Annotated in this window: 13 protein-coding genes; 6 read left to right on the top strand and 7 right to left on the bottom strand. The window is 66.4% G+C overall.

Features of this window, described 5'->3' with window-relative positions:
- Positions 1-77: 77 nt before the first annotated feature.
- Positions 78-740 (top strand): 50S ribosomal protein L25/general stress protein Ctc, encoded by a 663-nt coding sequence (locus tag AC5Y47_RS20160; protein WP_499946018.1) that lies wholly within the window; start codon positions 78-80, stop codon positions 738-740.
- 6 nt (positions 741-746) lie between these two features.
- A complete protein-coding gene (gene pth / locus AC5Y47_RS20155) occupies positions 747-1,325 on the top strand; it encodes an aminoacyl-tRNA hydrolase (RefSeq protein ID WP_499946017.1) in 579 nt (192 codons plus the stop codon).
- Positions 1,326-1,394: 69 nt separating this feature from the next.
- On the opposite strand, the gene AC5Y47_RS20150 is transcribed toward pth, so the two are convergent.
- The 5 genes from AC5Y47_RS20150 to AC5Y47_RS20130 all read right to left on the bottom strand — a co-directional run bounded on the left by AC5Y47_RS20150 (position 1,395) and on the right by AC5Y47_RS20130 (position 7,294).
- A complete protein-coding gene (locus tag AC5Y47_RS20150; RefSeq protein ID WP_499946016.1) occupies positions 1,395-3,029 on the bottom strand; it encodes a fatty acyl-AMP ligase in 1,635 nt (544 codons plus the stop codon).
- Between the two features lie 233 nt (positions 3,030-3,262).
- Positions 3,263-4,219 carry a 4-(cytidine 5'-diphospho)-2-C-methyl-D-erythritol kinase gene (locus AC5Y47_RS20145; protein ID WP_499946015.1) on the bottom strand — a complete coding sequence of 319 codons (957 nt, stop codon included), beginning with the start codon at positions 4,217-4,219 and terminating at the stop codon, positions 3,263-3,265.
- A gap of 9 nt (positions 4,220-4,228) precedes the next feature.
- Positions 4,229-5,143, bottom strand: a complete 915-nt coding sequence (gene rsmA / locus AC5Y47_RS20140; protein WP_499946037.1) for a 16S rRNA (adenine(1518)-N(6)/adenine(1519)-N(6))-dimethyltransferase RsmA — start codon at positions 5,141-5,143, stop codon at positions 4,229-4,231.
- Positions 5,116-6,243 (bottom strand): resuscitation-promoting factor, encoded by a 1,128-nt coding sequence (locus AC5Y47_RS20135; protein WP_499946014.1) that lies wholly within the window; start codon positions 6,241-6,243, stop codon positions 5,116-5,118. Before AC5Y47_RS20135 ends, rsmA begins: the two co-directional genes overlap by 28 nt.
- A gap of 199 nt (positions 6,244-6,442) precedes the next feature.
- Positions 6,443-7,294 carry a TatD family hydrolase gene (locus AC5Y47_RS20130; protein WP_499946013.1) on the bottom strand — a complete coding sequence of 284 codons (852 nt, stop codon included), beginning with the start codon at positions 7,292-7,294 and terminating at the stop codon, positions 6,443-6,445.
- Between the two features lie 18 nt (positions 7,295-7,312).
- On the opposite strand from AC5Y47_RS20130, the gene metG reads away from it, so the two are divergent.
- From metG to AC5Y47_RS20115, 3 genes are all read left to right on the top strand, one after another.
- Complete coding sequence (metG, locus tag AC5Y47_RS20125; RefSeq protein WP_499946012.1) at positions 7,313-8,866, top strand: methionine--tRNA ligase; 1,554 nt, start codon at positions 7,313-7,315, stop codon at positions 8,864-8,866.
- Positions 8,867-8,938: 72 nt separating this feature from the next.
- Positions 8,939-9,304: a PAS domain S-box protein gene (locus AC5Y47_RS20120; RefSeq protein WP_499946011.1), complete on the top strand. Its 366-nt coding sequence runs from the start codon at positions 8,939-8,941 to the stop codon at positions 9,302-9,304.
- 191 nt (positions 9,305-9,495) lie between these two features.
- Complete coding sequence (locus tag AC5Y47_RS20115; protein WP_499946010.1) at positions 9,496-10,056, top strand: serine acetyltransferase; 561 nt, start codon at positions 9,496-9,498, stop codon at positions 10,054-10,056.
- Here the strand turns inward: AC5Y47_RS20115 and AC5Y47_RS20110 are convergent.
- Together AC5Y47_RS20110 and AC5Y47_RS20105 are read right to left on the bottom strand one after the other, a co-directional pair.
- Complete coding sequence (locus tag AC5Y47_RS20110; RefSeq protein WP_499946009.1) at positions 10,053-10,763, bottom strand: TetR family transcriptional regulator; 711 nt, start codon at positions 10,761-10,763, stop codon at positions 10,053-10,055. The genes AC5Y47_RS20115 and AC5Y47_RS20110 overlap by 4 nt on opposite strands.
- 131 nt (positions 10,764-10,894) lie before the next feature.
- Complete coding sequence (locus AC5Y47_RS20105) at positions 10,895-11,572, bottom strand: TetR family transcriptional regulator (RefSeq protein ID WP_499946008.1); 678 nt, start codon at positions 11,570-11,572, stop codon at positions 10,895-10,897.
- A gap of 356 nt (positions 11,573-11,928) precedes the next feature.
- On the opposite strand from AC5Y47_RS20105, the gene AC5Y47_RS20100 reads away from it, so the two are divergent.
- Positions 11,929-12,228, top strand: a complete 300-nt coding sequence (locus tag AC5Y47_RS20100; RefSeq protein WP_499946007.1) for a PE family protein — start codon at positions 11,929-11,931, stop codon at positions 12,226-12,228.
- Positions 12,229-12,240 lie beyond the last annotated feature (12 nt).

The following is a 12,240-nucleotide window of genomic DNA, read 5'->3' as shown; positions in this document are numbered from 1 at the left end:
GACCAGCACCGTTATCGACGGAGACCGACATCCTGTCGCGATCCCTGGCCGTGCCCTCACACACAGGAGCGACACACATGGCCAAGTCCGCAGTCAACCAGCTCAGCGCCTCGGTGCGCACCGACACCGGCAAGGGCGCCTCCCGCCGCGCCCGGCGCGAAGGCAGGATTCCCGCCGTGCTCTACGGGCACGGCAGCGACCCGCAGCACTTGGAGCTGCCCGGCCACGACTTCGCGGCCGTGTTGCGCCACTCGGGTACCAACGCGGTGCTCACCCTGGACATCGCCGGCAAGGAACAGCTCGCGCTGACCAAGTCGATCGACATCCACCCGATCCGACGCACCATCCAGCACGCCGACCTGCTGGTAGTGCGCCGCGGCGAGAAGGTCACCGTCGAGGTGACCGTCATCGTCGAGGGCGAAGCCGGCCCCGACACGCTGGTCACGCAGGACGCCAACGCCATCGAGATCGAGGCCGAAGCGCTGTCGATTCCCGAGCAGTTGACGGTGTCCGTGGAGGGCGCCGAAGCGGGCACCCAGTTCACCGCCAGCCAGATCGAGCTGCCCAACGGCGTCACCCTGGTCTCCGACCCGGACCTGCTGGTGGTCAACGTGGTCCAGGCGCCGACCGCCGAGGACCTGGCCGAGGAAGGTGCGGGCGACACGGGCGAGGCCGAGGAATCGGGCGCAGCCGCAGACGAAGAGGGCGGCGAGACCGAGGCCGCCGACGCTTCCGAGTAGGCGACGATGGCCGAACCCCATCTCGTGGTCGGCCTGGGCAACCCGGGGGACAACTACGCCCGGACCCGCCACAATCTCGGCTTCGTGGTTGCCGATCTGCTCGCCGCCCGGATGGGCGCGAAATTCAAGGCGCACAAGCGTTCCGGCGCCGAAGTCAGCACCGGCCGGTTGGCTGGACGGCCGGTGGTGCTGGCCAAGCCACGCTGTTACATGAACGAGTCCGGTCGGCAGGTGGGGCCGCTGGCCAAGTTCTACTCGGTGCCGCCGGGCGACGTCATCGTCATCCACGACGAACTCGACCTCGAGTTCGGTCGTATCCGCCTCAAGTTGGGCGGCGGTGAGGGCGGCCACAACGGACTGCGTTCGGTGGCTTCGGCGTTGGGCAGCAAGGACTTTCAGCGCGTGCGGATCGGGATCGGCCGTCCGCCCGGGCGCAAGGATCCCGCCGCGTTCGTGCTGGAACCATTCAATTCCGCCGAACGACCGGAGATCCCGACCATCTGCGAGCAGGCCGCCGACGCCACCGAGTTGCTGATCGAATTGGGTCTCGAGCCCGCGCAGAACCGCGTGCACGCCTGGCCATAGGCGCGCGAGCAGACGCAAAAGCCCCTTATTTCGGCACGAAATGGGGGCTTTTGCGTCTGCTCGGCGAACTTAGGTGACCAGCGTGACCGAGTTGGCGCGGCGCAGCTTGCCCGACGGCGTCTTCGGAATCGTCCCGGGACCCAGCACGACGACATTGCGGGGCCGCACGTCGACCTCTTTGACGACCTCGTGAGCCACGTCATGCTCGATACGGCGCACTTGGACCGGGTCCTCGAACGCGTTCGACTCGACCGCGACCGCGAAGGACTCACGGGAGTGCCCGGCGTCCAGGCGCACCGCCACCGCACAACCGGGCCGGACCCCGTCGACCCGCCCGGCCGCCCGCTCGATGTCGGTCGGGTAGATGTTGCGCCCGGCCATGATGATGACGTCCTTGACGCGGCCGCACACCACGACGTGGCCGTCGTCGGTGAGGTAGCCCAGGTCGCCGGTGTCGTACCAGCCGTGCTCGTCCTGAGCCGGGATGAAGCCACCCATGGTGATGTAGCCGGGCGTGAGGCACTCCCCGCGCAGCTCGATGACACCGACTCCGCGCGACGGCATCACATTGCCGTCCTCGTCGACGATGCGGGCTTCCAGATCCTGCAGCAGCGGTCCCAGCGTGGCCAGCCGGCGGGTGTTGCCCTTGGTGGCGGGGACGGCGCGGCGCAGCGCGGCCAGCAGGTCGGCGTCGACCTCGTCGACGACCAGACCGGAGTTGCACTTGGAGAAGGACACCGCCAGCGTCGTCTCGGCCATCCCGTAGGCCGGCAGGATCGCCGACGGTCGCAACCCGAACGGCCGTCCCGCGTCCAGCAGGTCCTCCACGTCGGCGGGTTCGACGGGCTCGGCGCCGGACAGCGCGAAACGCAGGGTGGACAGGTCGAACTGGCCCGGCTTGGCCTGGCGGCGCAACCGCTTGGCCAACAGCGCGTAGGCGAAGTTCGGGGCCGCGGTCATGGTGCCCTTGTACTTGTCGATCAACTTCGCCCACAGCAGCGTGTCACGCAGGAAGTCCATCGGCGTGACCTTGACCAACTCCGCGCCGAAGAACATCGGAATGGTGAGGAATCCGACCATGCCCATGTCGTGGAAGCAGGGCAGCCAGCTGACCATCACGTCTTTGTCGACGTCGTACTCGGCGCCGACGAACATCGCTTCGGCGTTGGAGTAGATGTTGCGGTGGGTGATCTGGACCGCTTTGGGAGATCCCGTCGACCCGGACGTCAGCTGCATCAGCGCCAGGTCGTCCTCGCCGACCTCGATCGGGTCGATCGGGTCCGACGCGAGCAGGTCGGCGACGGTCAGGACCTTGATGCCTTTTTCTTCGAGCACCGGGATGGCCACGGTGAACGGCTCGGAGACGATGACGGCCTTGGCCTCGATCATGCCGATGACGGTCATGGTGTCGTCGGCCCACACCGCCAGGTCGGTGCGCGGGGTGGGCTGGTGCAGCATCGTCAGGCTGGCACCGCGCATCCACAACCCCTGCGCGGTCGGGGCGATCTCCACCGGGAAGCCGGCCAGCACCCCGACGGCGTCGCCGAGACCGATGCCCGCAGCGGCCAGCCCGCCGGCGATAGAGCGGGCACGTTCGTGCACCTCGCCCCAGGTGTGACGGACGGGTTCGTGCGGTTCACCGGTGACCATGCCCGTCGTGGAGGTGCGGGCACTGCGGAACATCTTCTCGGTAAACCTGCTCACCCAAACCTCCTCGGTTCCAACGCATCCCTCAAGGTCCGAACTTCCATGTTCCACCCGCCAGATCTCGCTTCGAGGCAGGCGCGCGCACATATTGGGGAGCGGTTAGGTCTCGATTTGGTGATGAAGCGCGGCCATGCGCCGTGCTACCGCGACTCGTCACCGCGGATTATCTTAAGCAACTCTTAAGTAACTGCAAAACCCTGACACGATATGAGTTCGATGTCACATCGGAGTCAAAGACCACCGTCGGTGGGCGCGGGCACCACGCGAGCCCCCGGCACCGGACCGGTGGCCACCCGGACGGTGCGGCAGACACCCGCCCCCGACAGCTGCGTGCCGACGTCCACCGCCGCGTCCGCCGAGGCGCACAGGAACGCGCACGTCGGTCCCGAGCCGGACACGATCCCGGCCAGCGCGCCCGCCTCCACACCCGCACGCAGCGCCCGGCGCAACGCCGGATCCAGACTCACCGCGGCCGCCTGCATCTCGTTGCCCAGCAGCGGGGCGAGTTGCTGCGGGTCACCGGCGGCCAGCGCGGCCAGTACCGGCCCGGCCTCGTCGAGCCGCGGCGGATCGCCGACCTCGCGCAGCCGGTCCAGTTCGCCGTAGACCTTCGGGGTCGACAACCCGCTGTCGGCGAACGCCAGCACCCAGTGAAATGTGTTGCGGGACAACACGGTGGCCAGCTCCTCGCCACGACCCGTCCCCAGCGCGGTGCCGCCGTGCAGCGCGAACGGCACGTCGCTGCCCAGCCGCGAGGCCAGCAGGCGCAGGTCACGGCGCGGCAAGTTGAGTTCCCACAGCGAGTTCATCGCCACCAGCACCGCGGCCGCGTCGGCGCTGCCGCCGGCCATGCCGCCGGCGACCGGGATGGACTTGTCGATCAGGACCGACACGTCGGGCGCCCGGCCGACGTGGTCGGCCAACAGCTCCGCGGCGCGCCAGGCCAGGTTGCGCTCGTCGGTGGGCAGCTTGTCGGCGCCCTCCCCCACCAGCTCGAGCGAGAGCACGTCGGCGTTGCGCACCGTCACCTCGTCGAACAGCGACACGGCGTGGAACACCGTCGTCAACTCGTGATAGCCGTCGTCGCGCCGGTCACCCACGGCCAGGTACAGATTGACTTTCCCCGGCACCCGAACGGTGACCGACCCGGTGGGCACCCACAACTCTGCGGTGTTGCCGTCAGTCACCGCAGCAGACTAACTCTGCACCGGGTCCGCCGTGTCAGTCGAGTCACCGGAGCGCTGCAGCAGCCGCACGAAATCCTCGATCGACAGCGTCTCACCGCGACGCGCGGGGTCGATGCTGGCCGCCAGCAGCCGGTTCGCAGATTCGTTGCCTGACCCCGCCCACCCCACGAACGCGTTGCGGGATGTCTTGCGCCGCTGGGCGAAAGCGATGTCGACCAATTGGAAGACGCGGGTACGGAACGCTTCGTCGGTGGGCCACGGCGACGTCTCGTAACGGTCGATGCGCACCAACCCGGAGTAGACCCGCGGAATGGGCCAGAACACCGTCGGCGACACCGTGCCGCAACGCCGTACCCGCCCGTAGAAGCCGACCTTGACGCTGGGGACGCCGTACTCCTTGCCGCCGGGCTCGGCGGCCAACCGGTCGGCGACCTCGGCCTGCACCATCACCGTCACCACCCGGATCGACGGAAACTCGGCCAGCAGGTGCAGTAGCGCCGGGACCGCGACGTTGTAGGGCAGATTCGCCACCACCGCGGTCGGTTGGGCTGCGAGCTCGTCGCGGCGCAGCGACAGCACGTCGCGGTTGATGACCGAGAAGCGCTGGATTTCACTGTCGGAGTGCTCGGCGATGGTCTGGGGCAGGCGCGCAGCCAACACCGGGTCGATCTCGACGGCGGTGACGGTCGCGCCGCGGTCGAGCAGCGCCAGCGTCAACGACCCCAACCCCGGCCCGACCTCGAGCACGACGTCCGACTTACCGATGCCGGAGGTCGTGACCACGCGTCGCACCGTGTTGGCGTCGTGGACGAAGTTCTGTCCCAGCGATTTCCGCGGGCGGAACTCAAGTTCTTTGGCTAGCCGCCGGATCTCGGTGCGCCCGAGCAACCGGATCGTCAGTGCGCACCGACCCGACCACTGCACACGGGCCACGCGCCCCAGCCTTGGCGCTGCCGGGTCACTTCGGCGATCGCGATCTGCTCTTCGCGGGTGGCCAGGTCAGCACGGGGCGCATACCGCAGCCCGCCGTTGGCGACCCAGGTGCCGAAGTCGAACTGCACCCCACCGTAGAAACCGTTACCGGTGTTGATGGACCAGTTCCCACCGGCCTCGCAACCGGCCAGCGAATCCCAGATGCTGCCGTCGCTCACCGGGGGCACCTCGGTGCCCGGCTTGGCGCCCACCCGCACCACGGCTTCGCGGGCCGGTGCGACCACGGTATTGGAGATCGGCAACCGTCCGGTCTCGACGCCGTTGACCTGGGCTACCGCGAACGTCACGTCCTGGGTGCCCGGCATGCCCGGGTCCTCGACGATCTCACGGCTCATGTTCAGCTCCGGGTCCTCGATGCGACGCGCGGGCGGCGGCAGCGGCATCCGCTCGGTGACCCGCTCGATGCGGTTCCGGGTGACCAGGATCTGCATGCCGTCGACGACCGGGCTGCCGGCTTCGGGCAGTACCTGGTCGCTGTCCTGCAGCGGGGCACCGGCGGCGGCGAGTAACCCGGCGACGTTGGGCGCCGGCAGGCGCACCGTGCGCACCATGCCGCCGTCGTTGATCTCGACCGTCTTGGCGCTCACCACCGGCAGCGACATGCCGGCCAGCGGAACCCGGCTGGCCCGGGAAGCGGCCGCCGGGGCGGTGTCGGTCATGGCCAGCTGGGCCAGCGCCTCGTCCACGGTGGACGCGGTGGTCCACACCTGCCGGGAGTTCTGGCCGTCCAGCGTGATCTGCAACGGCCGGCTGCGGCGCAGCACGATGGTGGCGGCGTCATCGACGCTGACGTCAGCGGCCGGGTAGAGGTCGTCCCGCTGGTCGACGGAGAACCCGTTCTCTTCGACGATGTCGATGACCCGCGACTTCATCGTGTTCACCCGCAGCGAGGTGCCGTCCACGGTCAGCGTCACGGTCTTGGATGCGGAGACGGCGAAGCCGCCGGCGAATGTCAATGCCAGTAATAAAGCGCCAACTACCAGGCGCAACACCGGTGATTCAGTTTGATGAAGTTTAGTAATTAAATTCAATGTCAATTCCGTGTCTGTCTCTTGACTTACCGACCCACCACAACCCTGTGCGAGCAACCACTCTGGAGCGAGCTTCCAGACCTTATTCAGCTGAAATGACAAAATGGGCCCAGCGGCCCACCCGTACGATCACAAGACGGTAACGAACCGTCCATTGCTGAGCAACTCCGGCTCGCGGATGTTAGGCGCCAGGCCCGGGTCAAACGGCCAGTCGATACGCCCGACGGGCGTTGCTCGTGGTGACTTCCGCCAATTCTTCGGCGGGCCGATCGACCAGTTCAGCCAGCGCGCGCACGGTGTAGGGCAGACAGTAAGGTTCGTTCGCTGCGCCCCGGTACGGGTGCGGCGTCAAAAACGGTGCGTCGGTCTCCACCAGAAGTTGCCCGATCGGTATCAGCGCGACGGCTTCGCGCAGGGCGCGCGCGTTGCGGAAGCTCACCGTCCCGGACAGGCTCAGCAACCATCCGCTCGCCACGCACTCGCGCGCCATCGCGCTGTCCGAGGAGAAGCAGTGGAAGATCACCGTGTCCGGGGGGCCCTCGGCGCGCAGTACGTCGAGCACCTCGCGGTCGGCGTCGCGGTTGTGGATCATCAGCGGCTTGCCGAGCCGCTTGGCCAGGTCGATGTGCCAGGCGAACGCCTCGCGCTGGACGTCCGGGCTCGCGCAACCGTCCAGCTTGCCGGGCCAGTACAGGTCCATGCCGGTCTCGCCGACGGCGACGACGCGCGGATGGGCGGCCAGCGCCTCGATCTCAGTGCGCGCGGTGTCGGTGAGTGCGTCGGTGCGGGTCGGGTGCAGCGCCACCGCCCCGTAGACCCGTGAGTCCCATTCGGTGGTCTGCGCGACCCAGCGGGCCGAATCCATGTCGTCGGCGATGGTGACCACGGCCTCGACGCCGACGGCGGCCGCCCGGTCCAGGACGGCCCGCACTCCCCCGGCGTCCGAGGCACCGCACGCGTCCAGGTGGGTGTGGGCGTCGATCAGCGGCGAAAGCGGCTCCGGGGCGGGCGGCGCTTCCCGTTCCCCAGATCGGTTGGAACTCACGCGCACACAATAGGGTGAATCTCGATGAAGCCCTACTACGTCACCAACGCGATCACCTATCCCAATGCCGCGCCGCATCTGGGACACGCTTATGAATTCATCTCCAGCGACGTCATCGCGAGGTTCAAGCGCCTGGACGGCTTCGACGTGCGTTACCTGACCGGCACCGACGAGCACGGACTCAAGATGGCTCAGGCCGCTGCCGCCGAGGGACTGCCCACCGCGGACCTGGCCCGCCGCAACTCCGATGTGTACCAGCGGCTGCAGCAGAAGCTGAACATCTCCTTCGACCGCTTCATCCGCACCACCGACGCCGACCACCACGAGGCGTCCAAGGAGATCTGGCGGCGCATCGAAGCCGCGGGCGACATCTATCTGGACGCATACTCCGGTTGGTATTCGGTACGCGACGAGCGATTCTTCGTCGAATCGGAAACCACTGTCGTAGAAGGGGTTCGGGTCGCCGTCGAAACCGGCACGCCGGTGACCTGGACCGAGGAACAGACCTTCTTCTTCCGCCTCTCGGCCTACGCCGACAAGCTGCTGGCCCACTACGAGGCCAACCCGGATTTCATCGGACCCGAGGTGCGCCGCAACGAAGTCGTCAGCTTCGTTTCCGGTGGACTACGGGATCTCTCCATCTCCCGGACGTCGTTCGACTGGGGGGTACAGGTACCCGGGCATCCCGGCCACGTCATGTACGTCTGGATCGACGCGCTCACCAATTACCTGACCGGAGTTGGCTTTCCGCGCACCGAGTCGGAATCGTTCCGCCGCTTCTGGCCGGCCGATCTGCACATCATCGGCAAAGACATCATCAGATTCCACGCCGTCTATTGGCCCGCGTTTCTGATGTCTGCCGGAATCGATTTGCCCCGAAGGGTTTTCGCGCACGGGTTCCTGCTCAACAGCGGCGAGAAGATGAGCAAGTCGGTGGGCAACATCGTTGACCCGGTCGCCCTGGTCGACACGTTCGGGGTGGATCAGATTCGCTATTTCCTGATGCGCGAGATCCCGTTCGGCCAGGACGGCAGCTACAGCGACGAGTCGATCATCACCCGGATCAACACCGACCTGGCCAACGAGTTGGGCAACCTGGCCCAGCGGTCGCTGTCCATGGTCGCCAAGAACCTGGGTGGCGCGGTGCCCGCACCCGGCGAGTTCAGCAGCGCCGACATCGAGTTGCTGGCCACCGCCGACGGCCTGCTGGAGCGGGTGCGCGCGCATTTCGACGTCCAAGCGATGCACCTTGCGCTGGAAGCGATTTGGCTGATGCTGGGTGATGCGAACAAGTATTTCTCGGCCCAGCAGCCGTGGGTGCTGCGCAAGAGCGAGTCCGAGTCCGACCAGGACCGGTTCCGCACGACGCTCTATGTCACCTGCGAGGTGGTCCGCATCGCTGCGCTCTTGGTCGCCCCGGTGATGCCCGAATCGTCGGCCAAGTTGCTGGATCTGCTCGGCCAGACCGATGACCAGCGGTCATTCACGGCCATCGAGACACGGCTGGCCCCCGGCACCGCGTTGCCGCCACCGACCGGAGTGTTCCCCCGGTATCAGCCGCCTAGCGAAGGCGAATGAAGTTAATTTTCGTCGTAGGCCATAATCTTGAGCGTGGAGCGAAGACGGAATCGGCAAATCAGCCAATCGCCGATGACCACCCTCAAGCAGCTACCTGCTCTCGTGGTGCTGGAACGGATCCCGGTTCCGGTCCTCGCAGTCGCCGACGACGGCAGCATCCTGTTCACCAACACCGCTTTCGCCCAGATGGTGGGCAGCGAACCCGAAGAAGTGCTGGCGCTGCGGTTCGACGAGATCTTCCATCAGGCGCCGGAATCGGAATCGTCCCTGCTGTCCTTCGTCCATGCCCTGGCCAACATGGTGGTGGAACTGGCACACAAGGACGGTTCGGTGGTGCGCGCCCTGATGAGTCGCTCGGCCGTGCGGCGTGCCGACGACAGGTTCGCGCTGGCGGCTTTCCAGGATCTGACCGAACAGCTGTGGGAAGAAGAGCGCTGACCCGGCAGTGACGTATGTCACATGACGTTTGAGTAGGGCGACAGCGGGAACCTTGATCTGGCCGTCAAGGCATAGGTCGTGCGCGCGCAAGTCTGAGATCTCGGAATCCCGCCCCGTAGCCGCGCCGGAATCGTTGAATACCCAAAGTCATGCTCTAGGCTTTTGTTGATACTTGCAGTATGGTTTTACGGGTGATCACCACTCGCAGGGATCTGGAGTCGTATCTAGCAGCGGATTTGCAGGCGCAAGGGTTGGAGCGCTGGCGGCTTCACTACCGGCTCCGGCACCGCGCGCCATACTTTCAGCGAGTGCTGCGCAAGACGGAATACTGGACGAACACCGCCCGGACACCCTTCGGCCACCTCGTCGCCTGTTACCTGCGGCTACGGCTGAAATTCCTGACCGAGAAGTTCGGAATCGGGATCTCCCCGAACTGTTTCGGACCGGGCCTGTCGGTCGCGCATATCGGCTGGGTTCACGTGCATCACCGGGCGAAAATCGGCGCGAACTGCCGGATCCACCAAGGTGTCACGATCGGCGAAGGACGTACGGGCGAGTACCCCACGATCGGCGACGACGTCTATATCTTCCCCGGCGCGATGGTGATCGGAGTCGACGTCGGTGACCGCGTCGGCATCTACGCCGGCGCCGTGGTGACCAAACCGGTGCCCGACGACGTCGACGTCGCCGGCGTTCCGGCCCGGATCATCAGGGACCGCCGCCCCAGTCAGGTTGCGAGCGCGGCGAGTTAGCTGGTTTCCGGCAGGGCGACGACGCGACCTTCCGGCGCGGCGGGCGGGGTGCTGCGCATCGCCTCCCGAGCCAGGAACTGCCGGAAATAGGGCAGCGAGGCTTCCGACGCGACACCGGGCAGCAGCAGCATCCAGATCTGGCTCAATCGAGCGTTGAGCTCTCCGATCAGGCCTTCGTTGCTGCGGCTGCGCGACATCGCGATGGACAGCAACCGCGTACCGACCATGGCCCCGACGATCGTTTCGCTGAGTGCGCCCGGGTCGACGTCTTCGCGTAGGTCACCTTCGCTGATCGCCCGAGCGGCCTGAGTCGCCATTTCTGCCACCCAGCTCGCAGAACATCGGGCCGCCGCGTCGTTGTACCCGCTCAGGGCCGCGACCAGCTGTTCGGCCGCCCGGGCCGTCTTGTCGGAGCTGAGCACGTGAGCGATCGCGAACGTGCCGTGGATCATGTTCTCCAGCGCGGGGGATGCCGATCCGCAGACATTGCGAAAAGCGCCGAGCAGCACCGCCGCACCCTCGTCGATGATGTCGGAGGCCAGCGCTTCCTTGGAGTCGAAGTGGTGGTAGAGGGCACCTTTGGTCATGCCCGTCCGCTCGATGATCGTGCCCCAACCGGCGGCCGCGTAGCCGACTTCGCTGAACACGTCGATCGCGGCGTCGAGGATCTTTCGCCGCGTCACCTCGGAACGAACCTGGCGCGCCATTGCGCTGCCCTCCCAATGATGTCGATCCGGTTTAGGCGCCGGACCTGCACGTTCTATTTTTCCTGGTCAGCCGGTAAATACTAACAGCCGCCGCCACGCCGTTCTTGATCGCGCGTCCCAGATGGGACCGATCAGTCCTTGGCAGCCGGGGCGGCGGTGGCCGAAATCGCGAGCGCGGTACGCCGTCTGACGAATTGAGTGAAATATTCGGTGCGGTCCGGTTCCAGGATTCCGGCCAGCACCAGCATGCAGTTGCATTCCAGATCGAGCAGGTACTGGCGCGGATCGTCGAGATCACTGGTCTGGCGCAGGCCCATGTACATCGACACGACGAGCCGCCCGACGTCGCGTGGCTGCCAGCGTGCCGAGACATCTCCCTCGGCGATGGCCCGCTCGGCGGCGTCGGCCAGCATGTCGATCCACCCGCTCAGCAGCTGCTTCTGCAGGCCCTCGGTCCGTCCGACCGACTCGATCAGGTGGGAAGCGGCCCTGGCCACGTCCTTGGTCATGTCTTTCACGGCAGCCAGATAGCAGAAGTCGATCAGGGTTTCCAGGCCGGAGAGCTGCCGTGCCAGCAGATCGTCGACCGAAGCCCGGCCCTCGAGCGTGTGCTGGTTGATGATGGCCACCGCCAGCGCGTGCTTGGAGCGGAAATGAAAGTACATCGCGCCTTTGGTCAGCTCGGCCTCGGCGAGGATGTCGTCCAGCCCGACATCGTGGTACGGACGGCGGGCGAACTGGTGTGCTGCGGCGCGCAGAATCTGTTGGCGGGTGGTGTCTGCTCGTCCGTCGGTCTGTTCAGTCGTCATCTGACCCCGGTTGACGACACGCGGAGACTACGCGGCCGGCGCCGCTGAGCGTCACTTGCACCATCACGATGCCTTCCTCGAGCAGGACGTCCGGTTCGTGAGCCGAACGTACCCGGCGGGCTTGTCTCCGGCGGCCTGGGGCGCCACTTGCGAGGTTAGCAGTCTGGGTCCCTCACAACGTGGCGTACGCCACAAAAGATTGCATATTCGCTCCATAAATACTGAAGGTCAGTTGCAGACCTTCACATCGTCCCAAAAGTATGTATAGTCAGGTTTCAACAAGCTATTGGTTTGGGAACATGTTCCTAGCCGCACCAGCCGGCCACCGGAATCAAGCTCTGCATGAGGAGAGTCGCATGTCGTTCGTGACCACACACCCAGACGCCTTGACGGCTTCGGCCTCCACCCTGCAGGGCATCGGCTCGGCCGTCAGCACGAGCAGCACCGCCGCGGCCGTGCCGACGACCGCCCTGGCGCCCGCTGCCGCGGACGAGGTCTCCGCGCTCACCGCGATCCAGTTCGCCGCGCACGGCCAGCTGTACCAGGCCGTAAGTGCGCAGGCCGCCGAGATACACCAGATGTTCGTGCAGACCTTGCAGGTCAGCGCGGGTTCTTACGCCGCCACCGAAGCTGCCAACGCGGCCGCGGCGGGTTGACGAATCGGGGAT

Source organism: Mycobacterium sp. NGS22 (assembly GCF_059813095.1).
Note: the sequence above shows the minus strand (reverse complement) of the source record. Positions and strands in the feature narration are given on the sequence as shown.